At 47.8% G+C, this 21,264-nt stretch carries 15 protein-coding genes; 6 read left to right on the top strand and 9 right to left on the bottom strand.

Translation table 11 applies throughout. From position 1 onward, the window contains the following. Window positions 1-116 precede the first annotated feature (116 nt). Window positions 117-3,584, top strand: a complete 3,468-nt coding sequence (locus tag NF212_RS17420) for a PAS domain S-box protein (RefSeq protein ID WP_434361896.1) — start codon at window positions 117-119, stop codon at window positions 3,582-3,584. A 15-nt stretch (window positions 3,585-3,599) separates the two neighbouring features. Continuing rightward, on the top strand, window positions 3,600-4,955 hold the full coding sequence (locus NF212_RS17415) for a response regulator (RefSeq protein WP_434361894.1): 1,356 nt from the start codon (window positions 3,600-3,602) through the stop codon (window positions 4,953-4,955). A 65-nt stretch (window positions 4,956-5,020) separates the two neighbouring features. On the opposite strand, the gene NF212_RS17410 is transcribed toward NF212_RS17415, so the two are convergent. Both NF212_RS17410 and mltC read right to left on the bottom strand, forming a co-directional pair. Next, entirely contained in the window at window positions 5,021-6,130 is a 1,110-nt protein-coding gene (locus NF212_RS17410) for a GGDEF domain-containing protein (RefSeq protein WP_434361893.1), read from the bottom strand. Between the two features lie 315 nt (window positions 6,131-6,445). Then, entirely contained in the window at window positions 6,446-7,564 is a 1,119-nt protein-coding gene (gene mltC, locus NF212_RS17405; protein WP_434361892.1) for a membrane-bound lytic murein transglycosylase MltC, read from the bottom strand. A gap of 258 nt (window positions 7,565-7,822) precedes the next feature. Between mltC and NF212_RS17400 the strand changes: the two genes are divergently transcribed. After that, entirely contained in the window at window positions 7,823-8,956 is a 1,134-nt protein-coding gene (locus NF212_RS17400; RefSeq protein ID WP_434361890.1) for a hypothetical protein, read from the top strand. Window positions 8,957-9,046: 90 nt separating this feature from the next. Here NF212_RS17400 and NF212_RS17395 read toward each other — a convergent pair whose 3' ends face one another. From NF212_RS17395 to NF212_RS17385, 3 genes are all read right to left on the bottom strand, one after another. Beyond that, a complete protein-coding gene (locus tag NF212_RS17395; protein ID WP_434361889.1) occupies window positions 9,047-10,600 on the bottom strand; it encodes a tripartite tricarboxylate transporter permease in 1,554 nt (517 codons plus the stop codon). Between the two features lie 5 nt (window positions 10,601-10,605). After that, window positions 10,606-11,079 (bottom strand): tripartite tricarboxylate transporter TctB family protein, encoded by a 474-nt coding sequence (locus NF212_RS17390; protein ID WP_434363005.1) that lies wholly within the window; start codon window positions 11,077-11,079, stop codon window positions 10,606-10,608. Window positions 11,080-11,163: 84 nt separating this feature from the next. Next, the gene (locus NF212_RS17385; RefSeq protein ID WP_434361887.1) at window positions 11,164-12,147 is read right to left on the bottom strand and encodes a tripartite tricarboxylate transporter substrate binding protein; all 984 of its coding nucleotides are present in this window, start codon (window positions 12,145-12,147) and stop codon (window positions 11,164-11,166) included. A gap of 190 nt (window positions 12,148-12,337) precedes the next feature. On the opposite strand from NF212_RS17385, the gene NF212_RS17380 reads away from it, so the two are divergent. From NF212_RS17380 to mmsB, 3 genes are all read left to right on the top strand, one after another. Beyond that, a complete protein-coding gene (locus NF212_RS17380) occupies window positions 12,338-13,945 on the top strand; it encodes an ATP-binding protein (RefSeq protein ID WP_434361885.1) in 1,608 nt (535 codons plus the stop codon). Window positions 13,946-14,094: 149 nt separating this feature from the next. Then, window positions 14,095-14,466, top strand: a complete 372-nt coding sequence (locus NF212_RS17375; protein ID WP_434361883.1) for a cystatin domain-containing protein — start codon at window positions 14,095-14,097, stop codon at window positions 14,464-14,466. 230 nt (window positions 14,467-14,696) lie between these two features. Then, window positions 14,697-15,599, top strand: a complete 903-nt coding sequence (gene mmsB, locus NF212_RS17370; protein ID WP_434363003.1) for a 3-hydroxyisobutyrate dehydrogenase — start codon at window positions 14,697-14,699, stop codon at window positions 15,597-15,599. A gap of 48 nt (window positions 15,600-15,647) precedes the next feature. Here mmsB and NF212_RS17365 read toward each other — a convergent pair whose 3' ends face one another. The 4 genes from NF212_RS17365 to NF212_RS17350 all read right to left on the bottom strand — a co-directional run bounded on the left by NF212_RS17365 (window position 15,648) and on the right by NF212_RS17350 (window position 21,191). Then, a complete protein-coding gene (locus NF212_RS17365) occupies window positions 15,648-16,418 on the bottom strand; it encodes a class I SAM-dependent methyltransferase (RefSeq protein WP_434361881.1) in 771 nt (256 codons plus the stop codon). Between the two features lie 140 nt (window positions 16,419-16,558). Further along, window positions 16,559-19,423 (bottom strand): aminomethyl-transferring glycine dehydrogenase, encoded by a 2,865-nt coding sequence (gcvP, locus tag NF212_RS17360; RefSeq protein ID WP_434361879.1) that lies wholly within the window; start codon window positions 19,421-19,423, stop codon window positions 16,559-16,561. A gap of 24 nt (window positions 19,424-19,447) precedes the next feature. Further along, window positions 19,448-19,819, bottom strand: a complete 372-nt coding sequence (gene gcvH / locus NF212_RS17355) for a glycine cleavage system protein GcvH (protein ID WP_434361877.1) — start codon at window positions 19,817-19,819, stop codon at window positions 19,448-19,450. 73 nt (window positions 19,820-19,892) lie between these two features. Continuing rightward, entirely contained in the window at window positions 19,893-21,191 is a 1,299-nt protein-coding gene (locus NF212_RS17350) for a serine hydroxymethyltransferase (protein WP_434361875.1), read from the bottom strand. Between the last annotated feature and the right edge of the window lie 73 nt (window positions 21,192-21,264).

Here is a 21,264-nt window from a genome sequence, read left to right as displayed (position 1 = left end):
AGCGAAGACTGTTAACACTTGTAGCAGTGATATGCCTTTGTGTGGTTGGGGCAGTGATAACCGCGATAGTGGTGTTATATCAAACCGCGTTTGAAAGGCATGTTGAGCTACAGAGAGTGGCACTGACCGGACAGAAAGAGCTGATTTCAGCCGTGGGGCGATTTGATGCTATCAACAGTGAATTTGATCATGAGGGCGGTGCGCTGGGAGGAACACTCAGCCAACTTGTCAGTGCTCACCAAAACTATAACCTTTTAAACGCATCTTCAGTATTTGTATTGGCTGAAAAAGATGGGGAAAGGTTTATCCCTATCATGCTTCATGATGAGAATGGCGTAGAGGTTTCTGATGCTTATCAGCTTGGTGGAGGATTAAATCAACTTCCTGGCTGGCTTTCAGCGGTGTCATCTACCTTGAAAGGCAGTGAACGTGGAGTTGTCGATGCCCACGGAATGATGTTGGTTTATGACAGCCTTATAATTAATGACCATAATTTCCTGATTTTATTGAAAGATGATCTGAATGTAATAAGAACCCCCTTTCTAAAGGCTTCCCTCGCAGCACTTATTATTTCAATACTGTTAATATATTTATCTGTCAGGAAAGTGACGAATCAGATAAATCCAATCATTCGGGAGTTAGATGAACAAGTTACATTCAATAATAACTTATTTAATACAATCAAAACCCCGATAATAGTAACAAATAATGAAGCGATTATAGAAAATCATAATATTGCAGCCAGTGAAACCTTCAATTATGACGAACAAAGCTTAAATGGTTTAAAAATTGACGAAATCATACCAAAATATCAGGAATTAGACCTTCATGAACATATAGGTGTATGTAACGGTGGTGAGGAAATTTATCTCCAGCTGGCTTATGGAAACACAGAAATAAATGATAAATTGTTGCATGTATATATTGCCACGGATATCACCCAGCGGAAACAAGCTGGTGTGATGATGCGGGATCTGATGGCAAAAAGCGCAGCAATTTTGGATACAGTTAAAGATGGCATATTCACCATTGATGATAAGGGCATTATTCATAGCGTAAACCCAGCGGTAGAAAAAATATTTGGTTATTTCTGCGGAGAGTTTGAAGGGCAAAACATAAAAATGATTACGCCTGATGGTATCCGTGAAAAACATGACGGTTTTTTAGAAAAATATAAAGAGACTGGGGAGCACCACGTGATTGGTGCGACCAGGGAAATGCAGGCTCAGCATAAAGATGGACATGTATTCCCTTTAGAGTTAACCGTGAATGAGTTTTACATTGGAAGTGAGCGTTACTTTACGGGCGTTGTTCGTGATATCACAGAAAGAAAGTTAGCCGAAGCTGAATTACAGAAACACAGAGACAACTTACAGGAAATGGTTGCTGTAGCAACATCAGAAATAGAGGCCATCGTTAAAACGGCTGTCAATGGTGTTGTGACTATTGATGAAACCGGAACAATAAAGATCTTCAATCCGGCAGCTGAAAGAATGTTTGGCTGGAGTGCTGATGACATCATTGGTCAAAACGTGGCTAAACTAGTGCCTGATATAGACCGTGTGACTCATGATGGTTTTATAAAAAACTACATTATTACAAGAGAAGCAAAGATTATCGGTCGCGGCCGCGAAGTTGAAGCTTTAAAGAAAGATGGAAAACGTTTCCCCGCACACTTAGCTGTTGGTCATAGTCAATTATCAGAAAACAAGCACCTTTTTGTCGCATTTATCGCGGATATCACTGAGCAGAAAAATGCTGAAAAAGAACTTATTGTTGCCAAAAACAATGCTGAGGAAGCAGCAAGAGTTAAGGCGAACTTTCTGGCCAATATGAGCCATGAAATACGCACCCCGATGAACGCAATTATCGGGTTTTCGGAAATTTTACTCCAAGACAAGGATCTCTCTGACTCAGGAAGAGAACATGCTGTAACCATCCATAGCTCTGGAAAAAACCTGTTAAACATTATCAATGACATTCTGGATTTTTCAAAAATAGAAGCAGGGAGCATTACGCTTGAACATGTTTGCTTTAATTTGCGTAATGTCTTGCAGGATACATTGCGGACGTTATCCCTTAAAGCGGCAGATAAAGATCTGGAGTTAGTTTGCAAAGTGTCACCTGAAATTGCTGCGCGAGTTGATGGAGATCCGACGAGGCTACGCCAGGTAATTATTAATCTCATTGGTAATTCCATTAAATTTACCCCTTCAGGCAGCGTGACATTGCAAGTAGAGCCGGTGCCAGACTCAGATCTCATCCAATTCAGCGTTATTGATACCGGTATCGGAATGACAGCCGAGCAGGTAGACAGAGTGTTTGATGCCTTTTCTCAGGCAGATGCAAGCACAAACCGAAAATTTGGCGGAACAGGCTTGGGCACCACGATCAGTAAGCAGATAGTGGGTTTAATGGGCGGGGATATTTGGGCGGAGAGTGAGCTCAATAAGGGGACCACATTCCATTTCACAGCATTGCTCTTGCCTTCTGAGAACATCGAAAACTGTTTGTTTGAAGATGGCAGTTATGTAGAGTCCGGTTACCTGTCTCCTCGCAGCTTTAACATATTGTTGGCAGAAGACATACCAACCAATGCCACGCTTGCGACGTTAAGGCTGGAGGAGCAGGGACACACGGTAGTGTGGGCAGATAATGGGCGTAAAGCTGTTGACCATGCAGTGACAGAGAAATTTGATATCGTCTTGATGGATGTACAAATGCCGGAGTTGGACGGCATGGAAGCATCGAAAGAAATTCGTAAAAGGATGGCTGATTCAGAATACCACCTTCCGATAGTGGCGTTGACTGCCAGTGTCATGAAGGAAGACGAACAAGAATGTTTCGATGCGGGTATGGACGCTCTTGTGGGTAAACCAATCGATTTTGATGTCCTCCTTTCAACAATGGAAGACTTGGTACCTGCCGGAAGAGGTAAAGAAAATACTGGGAAGCCGGCACTACCACTATCTGTCCAGGAGGAAATAGATTTTTCATACCTCTCTGGAATTGTTGATGTTGATAAGGGACTGAAAACCTGGGGGGACAGTCTAGTTTATGCGACGTCATTGGTGAAATTTGCAGAGGAAAGGGTTGCCAGTGGAGCCGAATTGGAAGACTTGTTGCAAAACCACCCCGACGATCCTGAACCACCAAGGTCAATAGCTCATGCACTGAAAGGGTTAGCAGGAAATCTAAGTATTACCGACGTAGCTGAACTGGCGACAATTGTTGATGACTTATTGAAAATCCCTGACGTTGAGCATGCACTTGCCAAAACAAAAGAAATGAATAAAGCACTGGATATTGCTGCGAAAGCTATCTTGAAACTGGAACTGCCAAAAAATGAAACACATGAAGAGGTTGAGCCAATTGATCCTGAACAGATAAAGGAAATACTTAATAAAATAATTGAGGGGTTGAATGAACTAAACCCTGACGCTGTTGAACCACATATTAAGACCCTGGAAAGATTTATAGATAAGAAAGAACTGTCTTCTATAAAAAGACATATCGATGCTTTTGACTTTGACAGTGCCTCAGAAGAAGCATTGGCGCTTGTAGAGCGCATTGATAGCCTGTGACGAGTAGGAGTTATAATGAACGACAAGTTTAAAATCTTACTGGTTGATGATGAACCCAATAATTTGAAGTTACTGCAACAGATATTAAAGGATCACTACCAGTTAATCTTTGCGCCTAATGGAGAAAAGGCCCTTCAGGCTGTAGAAAAACATTCCCCGGATCTTATTTTACTGGATGTGATGATGCCGGATATGAATGGTTATCAAGTCTGTGAAACGCTAAAATCATCACAAGAAACAGAGCATATTCCAGTAATATTTGTGACAGCAATGGGACAACAGGAAGACGAAGAAAAAGGGTTTGATGTTGGCGGGGTGGATTATATTCAAAAGCCAGTTTCAGCACCATTGGTTTTAAGGAGAGTAAAAACCCACCTGTCCCTGGTCAGGGCGAAAGAACTTGAGATTGTACAGCGTGAAGCTATATACATGTTGGGTGAAGCTGGCCACTACAATGACAGTGATACCGGGGTTCATATTTGGCGAATGGCGGCTTATTCAAAACTGCTGGCATTGGCTGCCGGATGGCCACGCCGCTCGGCTGACCTGTTGGAGTTGGCGGCCACTATGCATGATACAGGTAAGATAGGGACGTTGGACTCTGTTTTAAAGGCCCCACGAAAGCTGACAAGTGAAGAGTGGGAACATATGAAGCAACATACTGAGGTTGGGTATGAAATATTGAGCCGCAGCCATGCCCCAATTTTCAAACTTGCGGCTGAAGTAGCCCGATACCACCATGAAAAATGGGATGGTTCAGGATATCCAAGGGGGCTTTCAGGGGAAGAAATTCCAGAATCCGCACGTATTGTTGCTATTGCTGATGTGTTTGATGCGTTAACAATGAAACGTCCGTACAAAGAGCCCTGGAGTGTTGAAAAGAGTGTCAATACGATTAAAGCCGATGCTGGGACTCATTTTGACCCACACATTGTGTCCCTGTTAGATCAAGTGTTACCGGCAATGTTAGAAATTAAAGAGGAATGGGATAAAAAAGAAATCGAAAGACATAGTGGCCCATGTGTTGGAATTGTCGATAATGACAGACATTTTTGTGAAGTATTGACCGCTATATTAGAAGGTTACAAATTCCATATCTCTATTCATGCCCATAATAAAGACGATTGCCTGAAACGCCTAGAAAGTAATAGTTGTAATGTCCTTATTATTGACTACAACCTATTATGTGCAGAGAACTTCTCCCTGCTAACAGACATTAGAGGAAAATATAGTGATTTGAAAATCATCGCCTTGACTGACGATTCAGTCACTGGAATAGATGAAGGCCAAATGGACTCTTATCAAGTTGAGTGTATAGAAAAAGGAAAAGATTTTAATGTTATCCGGGAAATGATTGAAGGTATTAACTAGCTGATGCTATGTAAAAACATTAGTACCTCTTGAAGAGGTATGAATTGAAAGTATAGGAAAGTACTTTAATGGTTTGACTTGGCCGCATTTTTCTTAGAGATACTTACCACTCCATTTGACCGTTTCTTTGTTGACTTAGTTCTATACATGTCTTTATCCGCATTGATAAGTGCTTCCTTCGCTGAAGGATAAGACTCCGGACCTGCTTGAGAGAAACCAAAACTCAAGTTCACGTGTTGAATGTTCTCGCTAAGGAATTTGAGCACGCGGTCTTGCCAGATGGTGACGGCATTCATTGAGCAGTTGCTCATAAGCACACAAAATTCATCCCCACCGTAACGAAAGCACTCATCTTCGATGCGTGACGCGGCTTTAATGGATTCTGCAACAGCACAGATCACCTCATCTCCATATTGATGGCCGTGTGAGTCGTTTATGATTTTGAAATCATCGATATCAATAAAAGCAATAAGTACTGGCTCGCGACGGCGTTCAGCAGCTCTTAACATTCTTGTGACGGACTCTTCCAGATGACGGACATTTAATAAACCGGTAAGTGCATCAGTACGTGATAACTCTTCCAACTGGGCGGTGCGTTCAGAAATTTTCTCTTCGAGTAAAGAGGCATATTGCTCGGATTTATTTTTAGCAATTTCTATTTCAGTCAACATACTCTTGATGTAACAGTCAAATACGAGGGTGATGTCGAAAAGAATCAGTTTTTCGAGGGCACGTAATATAGGCTCTCTCTCTTCAGTGTTTGGTATCATTTCCTTAAAAAGACTGACGATATGATTTTGTAAGGCATGTATGGCAGCCAGGTAAAGCTTGGGTTCCACCCCGATTCGCTTATGCACGAGACCGATACGTAATCTGTGGTTCACATACTCCATATCATAGTAACCACTAAAAAGGTCGCGAATGTATTTCTCTTGGGTGATTTTCAGTTTGCTGAGTGTATCCCTGTCACCGATTAACAGGGCAACTTCTGGCATGGAGGTCTGTTCACTGTAGAACTTGTCGATTAGTGATTTTAGATTGTTTTCAATTTTCTCTTTGCAACTGCCAAGCAACATCTCATCGTCATGAGTCAGGTTGAGGAGTTGTTTCCGGGTTGAAATTTCGAACTCTGTTATGCGCATCTGCTCCAGCAGTGTTTGGTGCGAACTGTTCATACTGATACAGCCTCCTTGTTCAGTACAACTGAGCCGCAAACATCATTAGCCAGTGTTCAGAAAGCGGCAGTGCGATTTTTCCCGATTTCTAGATAAAATATACGCATTTATAATCATAGCAAACAAACAGTAATGTGCGATTAACATACTGTGAGGTATAGGAAAATGTGATCTGTGTACATTCAACGGAACGGGTTACATATCAGATCACTCTGCACTTGCTTATTTTCAATTCGTCCTCATGAGTATTCCGCAATAACTCTGCCGCCTGAGATTCGGACCCGGTTTAAAACCGTGCCTCAAAATCATGATTTGCTAGCTGTTTCCCTCGTTAAAATCCTTTTGGAAATAGAGTACTTTTTGCAGGTAACGCCGCGCTTCATCCTTTGGGTGTTTAGTTGTCAGTGCATCATAAACCTGGCGGGAATTGAGGCGGTTAAGCTTTTCCATCGCGAACTTTCGATCGGTATCAAACGTCGCAAGAACACCGCCGGTTCCACCGTTGTACGCAGAAATCATGCTGAAATGGCGAGAGCTTGGATTTTTCACATCGCGAAGATAACGGGTTTTCAGGATATGCAGGTATGCGGCGCCGGTATCTATGTTGTTCGCGGGATCAAAGAGGTACTCTTTCGTGGGGATACCCGGTTGATTCTTCACAAGGTTGAACACATCTGCCCCGGCAGTCTTCGGGATAACCTGCATCAGGCCATAGGCACCTGCGTGGCTTACTGCATAAGGGTTAAAACTGCTTTCTGTTTTGATAATGGCATAAATTAAGTCTTCTGACAGGTTGTAGCGGTGTGCTGCATCTCTGACCAAATGGGCATACTGGTATTCCCGCTGGGCAAGGTGATCTTTCACCATATCAATCTGAACATAGTACGCCTTGCCATGCTTGATGGTTTTGGCGTGCAATTTGTTCTCAATCAAGTAATCAGCAAAGCGGTTGGCCCGCCATTCCCACTCAATCGGTTTTCCATCATGGTCTACCACCTGACCAAGCAAAAAGGGTTTCCCTCTAAGTACAACTTCTTTGTCAGTAAAAAGTTCGGCATGCTGTGGATCTGCTGGCATTAACAGGGTTTGGACGATTGCTTTCTGCAATTTCTCTTTAGGTTGGTGTTGGGACACTGTAGAGACGTAGATTTTTCCAGCATCAAAATCAATGTGGGCGCGGGTGCGGTAACCGTCAATATATTTGACGTAGCGGTGTTTCCCCGACTCCAGGTATTCATCGTCGCCCCATTGCTTTTTTACCTGTGCTGCGAGGTATTTATAGAGTTTTTCGGCTGCTTCTTTATTTTTGTCCGGCCTGGATTCGGTGATCGGTGGATGAACTGTAGTGGTGTTGCAGTCGCATTCCGGGGCATAGGGGTTGATGGTACATGCTGACAGCAGCGCGGAAGAAAGCACAATGGACAGTTTTTTCATTTTTATAGAGTTTTTCCAGAATGTGGAGCGGGGAAACCCGGCAATAATCAAAAGTACGTCGCTGTTCTAATTGCCCATCGCTGGCGCGGTAACGTACCAAAATTGACAGGCAAATTAATAGTAGATGCGCATCGGGATGCTATGCTTTCGTGTTGATAATTGGAAGGATTTTGTATTGATTATGCGTCTTTTGTTAGGTTAACCAGTCTGAAAATGTGGTACAGATAAGGTGTGCTGGTATCGTTTGTGAACGGAATTATGAAACGACTGACTGTATTGGTGTTATCTACGGTTCTCTCAACGACAGGGTGTGGTGAAGAGAAAGCGTCGGGCGGAAGCGGAAGCAGTGTGAAACCTGCGCCTCCTCCACCTACAGAACAAAGTGGGTGGAATATACAAAATAACAGCCTCCCGGTTCTTTCCGCTGGCGATCACAGAGCACAGGCGTTGTGGGGAGATCCCCATGTCACCGGAACTCCAGGCAGTTTTCGAATGTATGCGACAACGAGTACGGTAACGCCCTTTAAGGCGCCGATTTTACCATTCCGTTTTGATTCTACGGACGGAGTTACCTGGAACCTTGCCTCAACCCTGCCATTAGTGGATGTAACATCAACGTCTTTTGCCAGCCTGGAAACGCCTTCAGTCGTCTTTTTTAACAGCAATTACCATATGTACCTGACGGCGGTATACCCTGAAAACCATTCACCTCCCATGGAAATTGTCCATGCCCAGTCGGCAGATGGTTCAAGCTGGACGCTGACCGGCACGCCTGTTATCCGGGTATCATCAACTGCAACTGATTGGAACGGTTATTCGGTGGCAGAACCGGCGGCACTGGTGAAAGACGGTAAAATATGGCTCTATTTCAGTGGAGTGGGGCCGGATAGCAGTGGCAGTGGTCCCAAAAACGTAATCGGTGTGGCTGAAAGCAGTGATGGAGTGGCTTTCTCTACACCAGCCATCGCACATTCGCCAACTGCCCGCTACGGAGAAAGCAAAGGGTATGCCGGGTATTCAACGCCGATGGCATTCGAAATGGATGGAAAAGTACATTTAGTTTATGACTTAGCTTCCTACGACGTAAACTCAGACCCCAAGTGGCAACAAGTGGCGATTTTGAATGCTGTAGAAGAAAGCCCGGGAAATTTTAAGGAAGCGGATTTACCCATTTTAAACCGCGGGAATTCGGATGGGACACTCTCCTGGGCATCAGGTCAGGTTATTGGACCAACCGTTGTTGAGAATAACGGGACAATTCATCTCTGGTTTGGTGCTCATGCGAACAAGGCCGGTCTGGCTGACCTGATTAACCGGGGTTTTACCGGAAATGAGTTTGGAATTGGCTATATGACAACGAGCAAAACCAACTATCTGGTGAATTTGGAATAAACCCGTTTAGAAAAAAATGCCCCTTCTCATGGGAGGAGATAAAGGGGCAAATGTCGAAGTAAAGGAAAAGAAAGATTTGTCACTTGGGGGTTAGCCTTCCCCTTTGTCAGCCGTGATACCGGCATTGCTCTTGATACTATCTTTCAAGCCTGGCTTTTTGGCAAAGCGGTTGAAAAGTGGCAGGGCCATGATGACAACAGCCAGTACCATGATGCTCAGGGTAATCGGACGCTCCCAAAGGAATGAGAAACTTCCGTCAGAAAGTATCAATGCCCGGCTGAGGTTGTTCTCCATAATGCCACCAAGGATGAATCCCAGAAGCATTGGCGCCATTGGAAAATCCAGCAATCTCAGGAATATCGCCACAACAGTAATCAGCACCATCATGTTGATATCGAAAGTATTAAAGCTCACCAAATAAACACCGGTTATCGAGAAAAACAGGATAAGCGGGATCAGGATCGGGCGCGGGATGGCCAGCAGCCGTGAAATATACGGAATCAGCGGCAGGTTCAGAATCAACAGTACGATGTTGCCGAAGTACATAGAGATTATGACCGACCAGAACACGTCCGGGTTATCAACGAATAGGCGTGGACCCGGCTGGATGCCATAAGCAATCAGTGCTCCCAGCATGATTGCAGTAGTACCAGAGCCCGGAATACCGAGTGTCAATAAGGGTACGAAAGAGCCGGTTGATGCCGCGTTGTTGGCTGACTCCGGTGCTGCCAGTCCACGCAGCGCGCCTTTACCAAACTGCTTTTTCAGCCGCTCAGGAGCGAGGTTTCGCTCAAGGCCATAGGCCAGGAAAGATGCAATAGTTGCTCCGGCACCCGGCAATACGCCAACAAGGAACCCAAACAGAGAAGAACGGCCAACGGTCGGGGCTACTTCTTTAACCTCCTCTTTGGACAATTTCATACTGCCGAGGGATTCGGTGTCCATGTCCGGGTCTTTTTCGTTGTGCTGGCCTTTCATCACTGTCATCACGACTTCCGCAAGGGCGAAGGTCGCCATAGCCAGAAGCAGGAAGCTGATACCGTCCACCAGATCCATACTGCCGAAGGTGAAGCGGGGTGCTCCGGTGATCACATCTGTCCCGATAGTGGCGATCATCAGGCCAAAAATGGTCATCATCATCGCTTTGAGTACCTGGCCTTTACCAGAAAATGCAGAGACGGCGGTCAGGCCAAGCACCATCAATGCAAAGTAATCGCTCGACTGGAAACTGAGGGATACCGATGCCAGGGCAGGTGCAGCAAACAGCAGGATAATGGCTCCGATAGTACCGCCAGTGAACGAGCTGTAGGCTGCCAGAGCAAGCGCTTTACCGGCCATCTGGCGCTGTGCCATCGGGTAGCCGTCAAATGCTGTTACTACGGTACTTGCACAGCCCGGAGCGTTAATGAGGATAGATGATGTTGAACCACCAAACACCGCACCGTAGTACACTCCGGCCATCAAGATAATTCCGGAGGCTGGATCCAGGCCATAGGTGACGGGAATCATCAAGGCTACCGCTGATATGGGACCGAGTCCGGGTAACATGCCTATAAACGTACCGGCGAAACAGCCCACAACCACCATCAAAATATTAAACGGCATCAATGCCGTACCAAGCCCGGTTGCAATTCCATCTAACATAGGGCTTAACCTCCAAGCAGGGTTTCAAACAATCGACCTGGCGCCAGATAAATATCCAGAAGTTGCGCCAGAATAAACCAAATGCCTACAGCAAATGGGACGGATGCAACAATCAGTGTTTTGGCATCCCGGACACCCAGCAGCCAATATCCGCCCATCAGGAAAACAATGGTAGAGAGAACAAAACCTACCCATTTCAAGGCAAAGGCAAATACCAGAATCAAAACCAATAGCTTGGCGACAAGCATGAAGTTATAGCCGGTGAGCGATATCGCGTCCTTTCGGCTGCGGCTTCCGGTCACAATCATCAATACTGAAATTATTGCCCCTGCATAAGATAAAAAGGTGGGCAGAGTCTGGGCATGGAAAGGTTCAAATTCATCTCCCGGTAACATCGGAATTTGTTTTGCGTAATATCCGTATGCTATCGAAAGACACAGAAACACCAGACCACCGATATGGTCTTTTGTTAACGTCACGTCTCTGGTAAACGGCATAGTAATACTCCAGGGCGGCAGGTGCGTAGAAAGGCCGGACAGGGCTGCCCGGCCTGTAGTGCAGAGTTACTTCAGGAAACCAAGTTCGCGCATGAGGTCGCCGACAACCACTTCCTGGTTCTCGAGGAATGATACAAATTCATCACCCGGCATAAAGATTTCGGTCCAGCCGTTACGGTCACGAACCTCTGCCCATTCACCGGTGGAGTACATTTTCTCCAGCATTGCTTGGTACTCTTTCGCCTGCTCAGCAGGGAGGCCCGGTGCGCCAAAGAATCCACGCCAGTTTACAAAGCTCGCGTCATAACCTTCTTCTTTTAGGGTGGGGACGTTCGGAGCAGCAGGGGAGCGCTCATCACTGGTGACTGCGAGAATACGAACTTCACCGGCTTTGGCGAGGGCAAGTGCTTCACTGAATCCGGTTGAAAGCAGAGCTGCTTCTCCGGAAAGCAAACCTGCCATTGCTTTGCCACCCGCATCGTAAGCTACGTATTTCACTCGGCGTGGATCACCACCGGCTGCGCCAAATGCCATTGCGGCTACCAAATGATCCATACTGCCGCGGGCTGAGCCACCGGCAACCGATACGGAACGCGGGTTCTTATTGTAGTCAGCAACAACATCTTTAAAGGTTTTGTATTTTGAATCTACAGGTACAACAAATGCACCGTAGTCGCCGATAATGGCCGCAATTGGAGTCAGGTCACGGAATGACTGAGGGAAAACCTTAGATAGTGAGCGAATAACGATAGGGGTAGAGTTCACCATCAGCGTATCGTGAGCTTGGTCAGCAGTTTCAATCAGGTGCGCAATCGCTTTACCGCCACCGCCGCCTGAAAGGTTTTCGTAAGATGCGGTTTCCAGGATACCTGAACGGGTGAGTGCCTCACCGGTACCACGGGCAGTACCATCCCAACCACCACCGGCACCACCGGGAATCAGGAAGTGAACGGAGTCAGGGGCAGCCTGAGCAACACCGGTGCTTAAGCACGACGCCACTGCCAGTGCCATGAGTGTAGAGCGTTTCTTTCCAAGTAATTTGGCAAACATAATTCGACCTCTTTCCTTGTCTTATTGTCTTTGGCTTACCTCTCAAAGGTAAAATGTGAATGAAATGTTGCATAGTTTTTGTCTGTAATGGCTTTTCTATCCTTAAAAGTCATTTTGTTTATAAAGTTCACAGGCAGGGGGTAAAGGTTTTTATTAGGATAAACAGTGGAATGGGTTGGATGGATAAAACATGGTGGTATCACTTCGTGCCTTAAAGTTAAAAACCAGAATGGTGCTAATCCTGGGCCTGATGGCACTTCTGCAGACTGGCTTTATTGGTTTGTTTGCTCTTCATTACCTCAACCAGTCCCTTGACGAGCAGATCGGGAAAAGGGCGCTTCATATTGCGCAGACCATTGCGACCATGCCCGAAATCAAACAGGCTGTAGCTGAGCGGGACAGCGGGAGGCTTAATCCGCTTGCGAAAAATCTGGCTGAGCGCAACCAGGCACGTTTTGTTGTAATTGGTGACTATCAGGGAGTCCGCCTTGCGCACCCGCTGTCAGAGCGTATAGGGAAACCGATGTTTGATGACGACGGGGATTACAACGATCCGGTGTTACTCCACGGAAAACCCTATGTCGCGAAAGCTGTTGGCAGCCTAGGGGCTACCATGCGCGGAAAGGCTCCGGTCTTTGATGAGTCGGGCGAAGAAGTTATCGGCATTATCTCGGTAGGGATCCTGCTCGACCGGGTAGAGGAAATTATCAATGAGTACCGTTCCACACTCTACCTGGTTATCGGCGCAAGCTTCACACTCAGTGTGCTTACCGCGTTGTGGTTTGCAGGGCACTTCAAAAAAGCCATATTCGGGCTGGAGCCAGAACAGATAGGGCAGCTTTTCCAGGAGCGAAATGCAACGCTGGAAACTGTACGGGAAGGTATCATATCCATCAACCGTGAAGGACATATCACAACGTTCAACAAAGCTGCGGTCGAAATGCTGGGCTTGTCGACCGACCAACCGCTTGCCGGGAGACCGATCAGGGAAGTTCTCCCAAACAGCAAAATGATGGAAATACTGGAAAGCGGGAAACCACAGTACGACCGGGATGTTGTGCTAAGGGGAAAACGGTTGATAGTAAACCGGCTTCCACTTCTGCAAGAGAATGTGGTCACGGGTGTGGTATCAAGTTTCCGGTTGAAAGATGAATTGGAATTGGTGAGCAGGAAACTTACCCAAATCCAGCAGTACGCAGATTCACTCCGCGCACAGTCTCACGAGTATTCAAACAAGCTTCATACCATTGCTGGGCTGATCCAGCTGGGGGCGAACAATGAAGCTCTGGCGCTTATCGGGCAAGAAACCAGGGGGCATCAGGAACTGATTCAATTGCTGGTGGATGCTGTGCCTGACCCGGTACTGTCAGGTGCCTTGCTGGGTAAATATAACCGGGCAAGAGAGCTGGGGCTGGAGTTGGTGATTGACCCGGAAAGCCGGATGACAGACCTGCCGGACACACTTCCCCGAGAGCAGTTGGTCAGTATTGTCGGTAATCTTCTGGACAATGCGATGGAAGCAACAGTCAGCCATCAGGGGCAAAAAGTTGTGCTCTCGATGTCTGATTACGGAGACGACCTGATTTTTGAAATTGAAGATGAAGGTGGTGGTATTCCGGCAGAACTGGCTGAACGTATCTTTGAACGTGGGGTAACAACCAAACCGGGCGAAGGTCGGGGAATTGGCCTGCATTTGGTCAAGCGTTTGGTCAGCCGACTGGGCGGAACCATTACCCAGGAGCCCGGTGATGCAAATGGGAGCCGATTTACCGTCTATCTCCCCAAACGTTTTTCCTGAATTGCGGACGATTTGCGTATCTGATCGAAACACCTTGGGTTAAAATATGTTCTTATTTTAAAGCCGGTTGGGGAAACTCACCGGCTTTTGTGAACTTTCAGGGTACGGACCGGTCTCTGAAAGGTATTCTTATAAACAGGCCAAACAAAATGTATAAGAAAATTCTGGTTGTTGCCTTTGCGTCTGCCTCGATTATGGCGTGCAGCAGCGAGCCTTCCGTGGTGTTGAAGAAAGACAGTTGCGTTGTCGAACGTGCGGTGCCAGGCGGCTGGCAGTCAGGTGAAGTGAATGAGATGGTAAAGGGTGCAGTGAGAGCCGCTCTGCAGGATATTGCCGGTGACCACAAAGTGGATGACATCATCAGTGTTCACCAGCAGGTTGTTGCCGGTATGAACTATGATATCGATTTCCGTCTGGATAACGGTGATGTCTGGAATGCAAAAGTATTCCGGGCATTGGACGGCAGCTACGATGTGAAAGATGTGATGCTAAAACCTTTGGTTTCTGACAACTGCCGCTGATACCCAAGATTCCTAAGCCCCGCAATGCGGGGTTTTTTGATTATTTTTAATCCATCCACCTTACTCGTAAGTGCAAATATTCCCCTCCAACAATTCCAGATCTATTAAGTATCTTGCATGAGAGCCTGAGCACGAAAAGACAATCCCAGCTATAAAAGGGGTATTTGTGTAGATATGCTGATTTAACAAAGAAAACGATTGGTGCCGGAATATTGATGATGGAGGGAACCATGGCAACAGTGGCATTTATAGGACTTGGCAATATGGGGCTGCCAATGGCAGTCAATTTAGTGAAAAGTGGTGCTACCGTCACCGGCTATGACCTTAATCCCGCTTCACTCCAAGCGTTGCAGGTAGCCGGTGGGTTAACTGCTGCTACTTCCTGTGGGGCAGCTGCCGGCGCAGATGTTGTTGTTACCATGCTTCCGGCGGGCAAACATGTCCGCGAACTGTATTTGGGCACCGATACCCAAACCGGTTTGCTGGAGGCCGTAGGTAAAGGGACGCTCCTGATTGACTGTTCAACAATAGATGCGGAGAGTGCCCGCCAGGTAGCCGCCGCTGCAGATACAAAAGGCCTGGATTTCATTGATGCGCCTGTGTCCGGCGGCACTGGCGGTGCGCAAGCCGGTACGTTGACCTTTATTTGCGGTGGTAACGATACAGCTTTTGAAAGGGCTAAACCAGTATTGTCAGCAATGGGGGCCAATATCTTTCATGCGGGAGGGGCCGGTGCCGGACAGGTTGCTAAAATCTGCAATAACATGATGCTGGCGATACTGATGGCAGGAACCAGTGAAGCGCTTTCAATGGGCATAGACAACGGGCTGGACCCCAAAGTGCTGTCAGATATCATGAAAGTTAGCAGCGGTGGGAACTGGTCGCTGGAAAAATATAACCCGTGCCCGGGTGTGATGGAAAAAGTACCGTCTTCAAATGGATACCAGGGCGGCTTTATGGTTGATTTAATGGTGAAAGATCTGGGGCTGGCACAGGAAGCAGCCTTGCAATCCGGGTCAAGCACTCCGCTGGGATCTCTGGCGCGAAGCCTCTACGTTTCCCATGCTAGAAAGGGAAACGGACAACGGGACTTTTCATCAATTTTTGAGTCATTTGCAGATCAGGAAAAGTGATTCACTAACGTTCCTTCCAACCGAGGCTCCTGTAAAAGGGGCCTCAAATCATTGTGCGGGGGAAAATGCGCGCACAATAAAAACACGATGGGGTATGGCAAGCAGTTCCCCCGGAAAGTCTGATTCGAGCTTAGCTTTTAGCACTGCATCAAAGTCAGCCACTTTTTCTTCTGAAAGGGATGCGGCGATTCCTGCACTGGCCCGGATCCTGCCACGCCAGTCACCCGGCGTGTAGATTGCATTAATATCGTAGGAACAGGTCGTAATATCTGTGAACTTGGCATTACCAAGGTGACGCGGCCATTCGGGATAGATGCCGGTACCGTTATCCATGTTCCACTGAGGATTGAATGATTTAATCAACTGCTCCGTGGCTTCAACTACGTTGCCTTTTAATGGTAACCAGTCAAAGTGAGCGATGATTAGGGTGCCTCCCGGTTTTAAAATACGCTTTATTTCAGTAGTGGCAGCTTCCGGGTTAAACCAATGCCAGCATTGGCCGGCTGTTACAACATCAGCAATACCGGATTCCAACCCGGTGTGTTCTGCGGTTCCCTCAGAAAACTCAGGCATACAGCCCTCATCCAAAGCTAACTGTCGTGCTTGTTCCAGAAGCTCAGGCGCTGGATCTATCCCGGTAACGATACAGCCCCTGTGCGCAAACCCACGAGCCAGAGTGCCGGTCCCCGAGCCAAGGTCAATCAACCGGTCTCCGGGTTTAATGGTGCCATTTTTAACTAACTTATCGAAGAAACAGCTTGGAAACCCCTGGCGGTGACGGGCATAGTCCTTAGCGGTTTTGCCGAATTTAATGTCCATATGGCCTCCAGAATCATTGAGTTAACAAACAGACAGTATTTTATTGTTTTGAAGATCGCTAAAGAAAATTGATGAATTTTTCGAATAAAAAAGCCGGGCAGATAGCCCGGCAGCGGAAGAGAAGGGAAAATTTTTAAATTTTACTCTTCAATATAGTTTTCAATCCCTGGACAAGAGCAAATCAGGTTACGGTCACCGTAGACGTTATCGACACGGTTGACCGCAGGCCAGTACTTGGCGTCCTGGGTTTGTGCTGATGGGAAGCAGGCCAGCTCACGGCTGTAAGGGCGGTTCCATTCAGCATCCATCAGGTCCTTCTGGGAGTGAGGGGCGTTGACCAGCGGGTTGCTTTCCAATGGCCATTCGCCGGACTGCACTTTGGCGATTTCTTCACGGATAGCAATCATGGCATCACAGAATCGGTCAATTTCGCCTTTGTCCTCACTTTCTGTTGGCTCCACCATCAGGGTACCTGCAACCGGGAAAGACATGGTTGGGGCGTGGAAACCGTAGTCCATAAGACGCTTGGCAATATCTTCTTCGCTGATACCGGATTCCGCTTTCAATGGGCGGATATCGATAATACATTCATGGGCGATTCGGCCATTGGTACCGCGGTAAAGAACCGGGTAGTGCGGACGCAGGCGCTCCATGATGTAGTTGGCGTTGAGAATTGCGGCCTTGGTGGCATCGGTCAGACCTTTTGAGCCCATCATGGCAATGTATGCCCAGGAGATAGGAAGGATCGATGCGCTTCCCATCGCTGCGGCTGAAACCGCGTAATCGGTTCCGGTCTCAACGTGACCCGGCAGGAATGGTGTCAGGTGAGACTTCACTCCAATTGGCCCCATCCCCGGGCCGCCGCCACCGTGTGGGATACAGAAGGTTTTGTGCAGGTTAAGGTGAGATACATCAGAGCCGATAAAGCCGGGGCTTGTCAGACCGACCTGAGCATTCATATTTGCGCCGTCCAGATATACCTGGCCACCGGCTTCATGAACCAGTTCACAGACATCACGCACGGTTTCTTCATATACGCCATGTGTCGATGGGTAGGTGATCATGATGCAGGACAGATCATCCCGGTGCTTCTCGATTTTTGCCTTTAGATCGTTAAGGTCGATGTTGCCGTTGTCATCACAGCCTACAACTACAACTTTCAATGACACCATGGATGCAGAAGCAGGGTTTGTACCGTGGGCAGAGCTTGGGATAAGACAGACATTCCTGTGGCCTTCTCCGCGGCTCTGGTGATAACGCTGAATAGCCAGTAGACCTGCGTATTCACCTTGAGCTCCGGAATTTGGCTGCAAGGAAATGGCATCATAACCGGTTATTTCGCACAACATCCTTTCCAACTGGGCACCAAGTTCCGCATAACCGGCTGCTTGCTCTGCTGGTACGAACGGATGCAAGGCACCGAATTCCGGCCAAGTGACTGGAATCATTTCTGCCGCAGCATTGAGCTTCATGGTGCAGCTTCCCAAAGGAATCATGCCGTGGGTGAGTGAGAAATCCTTGTTTTCCAGCTTTTTGAGGTAACGCATCATCAGCGTTTCGCTGTGGTAGCTGCGGAACACATGATGGGTCAGGAAGCTGCTGGTACGGCGGCAGGACTCAGGGATGGCAGCAAACTCATCGGCTTCGACTGCGCCTGAGAATGCTGAAATGTCATCTTGGCCGGTTAATGCAGCCAGCAAGGCGTTGGCTTCTTCAACCTTTGTTGTTTCATCAAAACTGATACCGAGTTTGCCATCCAGCTTGCGAAGGTTGAAACCGGCGTCCTGAGCTTTTTTATAAAGCTCATCAGTTTTGTCTCCGGTTACCAGGGTGATGGTATCGAAGAAAGTATGGTGAGCAAGGTTGATACCGGCGTGGTTCAGTGCTGCTGCCATCAACGCAGTGAGGTGATGAACACGGCGGGCAATACGCTTCAGGCCTTCTGGGCCGTGGTACACCGCATAGAAGCCGGCCATATTTGCCAGCAGAGCCTGTGCAGTACAGATGTTTGAAGTCGCTTTCTCGCGGCGGATATGTTGCTCGCGGGTCTGCATCGCCATACGGAGTGCCTGGTTACCACGTGAGTCGATTGACACACCAATCACACGGCCCGGCATGGTGCGCTTGAGCTTGTCGCGTACTGCCATAAATGCAGCATGTGGACCACCAAAGCCCATCGGTACACCGAAACGCTGGGCAGAACCGATAACAATGTCGGCACCGATTTCACCCGGAGCTTTTAAAAGGGTCAGGGCAAGGAGGTCTGTAGCAACAGCAACCAACGCCTTTTTAGACTGGGCGGCAGCAATGATATCCGTCAGGTCCCGCACTTCTCCGGTTGAGCCGGGATATTGCACCAGAACCCCAAAGACATCATGGTTGTCGAGTGTTTCAACCGGGCCGGTTATTACCTCGAAGCCAAAGAACTCAGCGCGGGTTTTTACTACATCCAACGTTTGTGGATGCACATCATCCGCAACAAAGAACTGCTTACTTTTGCTTTTGCTGCTGCGGTTACACAGAGCCATCGCTTCAGCTGCTGCAGTGGCTTCATCCAGCAGGGATGCGTTGGCGACTTCCATCCCGGTAAGATCCATCACCATTTGCTGGTAATTAAGCAGCGCTTCAAGGCGGCCTTGTGAAATTTCCGGCTGGTATGGGGTATAGGCCGTATACCAACCCGGGTTTTCAAGTACGTTTCGCAGGATGACGTTTGGCGTGTAGGTGCCGTAGTATCCCTGACCTATAAAGCTGCGCTTGATTTGGTTTTTAGAGGCAATGGCTTTAATGGTCGTCAGCATATCTGCTTCACTCATGGCCGGGTCAAGGCTTAAAGGTGAAGTCAGGCGGATAGCCGCAGGCACTGTTTCTTCGATCAGATGTTCGACACTGGTAGCATTAACGACGCTGAGCATCGAATGTTGCTGGGCTTCTCCCGGACCGTTATGACGGGCGACAAATTCGCCGTCAGTCGCCAGTAAGTCCAATAGGCTTTTCTGAGTCATGACAATTCGTCCTGAAGTTAAGGCTTAGATGGTTTCTTCGTACTTGGCGGCATCCATCAGGTGATCCAGATTGGTATCTGCTGCCAGTTTTACTTTAAATATCCAGCCACCTTCAAATGGGGCTTCGTTAATCAACTCAGGGCTTTCTTCCAGCTCTTCGTTAACTGCTATTACTTCACCGTCAACCGGAGAGTAGATGTCAGATGCGGCTTTAACAGATTCAACCTGGGAAATAGCTTCACCGACTTCTGCTTCTGCGCCGACTTCTGGCAGTTCTACAAAGACCACGTCCCCGAGCAGTTGCTGTGCGTGCTCTGAAATTCCAACAGTGACAGTTCCGTCGCCGTTGTCTTTAACCCACTCGTGTGATTCTGCGAACTTCAGTGTCTTATCCATGTGTCACTCTCCTAACTAAATAAATCTGTATATTCCCGCTAAGGGTATAACTTGTTTGGAAAAAATTCTGTTATCAGCTTCTGTAAAGTGGGAAGCGACGGCAAAGTGCTTCTACTTCTTTACGTACGCGATTTTCTACATCTGGATTGCCTTCCGGACTGTCAACCAAAGCATCGAGCACATCACCAATCCAGTTGCCAATCTGGCGAAACTCATCTGCGCCAAATCCACGGCTGGTTGCGGCAGGGGCGCCTAAGCGAATACCCGATGTAATCATCGGCTTTTCATCGTCGAACGGAATGCCATTCTTGTTACAGGTAATACCGGCACGCTCAAGGGCGACTTCGGTAATGTTTCCTTTCAGTCCTTTAGGGCGCAGGTCAACCAACATCAGGTGGGTATCAGTCCCGCCGGTAACGATATCAACACCACGATTTTTGAGGGTTTCTGCTAACACTCGGGCATTCTCCAGGACGCGGTCGATATAGAGTTTGAATTCCGGCTCAAGCGCTTCGCCGAAGGCGACCGCTTTGGCGGCGATTACATGCATCAAAGGACCACCTTGCAGCCCTGGGAAAACCGCAGAGTTGATTTTCTTATTGATTGCTTCATCGTTGGTCAGGATCATGCCGCCACGCGGTCCACGAAGGGTTTTGTGGGTCGTGGTGGTGACAACATGGGCATGGGGTACCGGGTTTGGATGACGTCCGGCAGCAATGATTCCGGCAATATGCGCCATATCTACCATCAACATTGCCCCTACTTCGTCTGCGATCGCACGGAAGCGGGCAAAGTCGATTTCACGGGGGATGGCAGAGCCGCCAGCGATGATCAGCTTCGGCTGGTGTTCCCTTGCGAGCTCAGCGATCTGGTCGTAATCAATTTCCAGCGAGTCTTTGTCTACGCCGTATTGGATAGCGTTAAACCATTTACCGGACTGGGCAGGGCGTGCTCCGTGGGTAAGGTGGCCACCGGCATCCAGGGACATGCCCAGAATGGTATCTCCCGGTTGCAGGAGTGCCAGCATTACCGCGCCGTTTGCCTGTGCTCCAGAGTGTGGCTGGACGTTAACGTACTCACAACCGAAAAGCTGTTTGGCTCTGGCGATGGCAATCGCTTCAACTTCATCTACATATTCACAACCACCGTAATAACGCCGACCGGGATAACCTTCAGCATATTTGTTGGTCAGGCAGCTTCCCTGCGCTTGCATTACCGCCTGTGACACGATGTTTTCAGACGCAATCAGTTCGATTTGCAGGGACTGGCGTTTGTATTCTGAAGAGATTGCACTCATTACTGCGCCGTCTGTAGAAGCCAGGTCGCTGGAGAAAAAGCTCTCAAGCTCGTTGTTTGGATAGCGGTTTGTCATTTGTCTGATCCTTTACTTAATCCAGCCTTTTAACAGGCTTAATCCTTATGCTTGGCGACCTGTTTTTAGTCGC

Source organism: Parasalinivibrio latis (genome assembly GCF_036825535.1).
GTDB lineage: Bacteria > Pseudomonadota > Gammaproteobacteria > Enterobacterales > Vibrionaceae > Parasalinivibrio > Parasalinivibrio latis.
The sequence above is the reverse complement of the archived record's forward strand: the minus strand, read 5'-3'. Positions and strand labels throughout refer to the sequence as shown.

Coding starts and splice junctions, on each gene's coding strand:
- NF212_RS17350 (WP_434361875.1), bottom strand. CDS start 21,191: ATGACAAACCGCTATCCAAACAACGAGCTTGAGAGCTTTTTCTCCAGC.
- NF212_RS17395 (WP_434361889.1), bottom strand. CDS start 10,600: ATGTTAGATGGAATTGCAACCGGGCTTGGTACGGCATTGATGCCGTTT.
- mltC (WP_434361892.1), bottom strand. CDS start 7,564: ATGAAAAAACTGTCCATTGTGCTTTCTTCCGCGCTGCTGTCAGCATGT.
- NF212_RS17365 (WP_434361881.1), bottom strand. CDS start 16,418: ATGGACATTAAATTCGGCAAAACCGCTAAGGACTATGCCCGTCACCGC.
- NF212_RS17410 (WP_434361893.1), bottom strand. CDS start 6,130: ATGAACAGTTCGCACCAAACACTGCTGGAGCAGATGCGCATAACAGAG.
- NF212_RS17385 (WP_434361887.1), bottom strand. CDS start 12,147: ATGTTTGCCAAATTACTTGGAAAGAAACGCTCTACACTCATGGCACTG.
- gcvH (WP_434361877.1), bottom strand. CDS start 19,819: ATGGATAAGACACTGAAGTTCGCAGAATCACACGAGTGGGTTAAAGAC.
- NF212_RS17375 (WP_434361883.1), top strand. CDS start 14,095: ATGTATAAGAAAATTCTGGTTGTTGCCTTTGCGTCTGCCTCGATTATG.
- gcvP (WP_434361879.1), bottom strand. CDS start 19,423: ATGACTCAGAAAAGCCTATTGGACTTACTGGCGACTGACGGCGAATTT.
- NF212_RS17415 (WP_434361894.1), top strand. CDS start 3,600: ATGAACGACAAGTTTAAAATCTTACTGGTTGATGATGAACCCAATAAT.
- NF212_RS17400 (WP_434361890.1), top strand. CDS start 7,823: ATGAAACGACTGACTGTATTGGTGTTATCTACGGTTCTCTCAACGACA.
- NF212_RS17380 (WP_434361885.1), top strand. CDS start 12,338: ATGGTGGTATCACTTCGTGCCTTAAAGTTAAAAACCAGAATGGTGCTA.
- mmsB (WP_434363003.1), top strand. CDS start 14,697: ATGGCAACAGTGGCATTTATAGGACTTGGCAATATGGGGCTGCCAATG.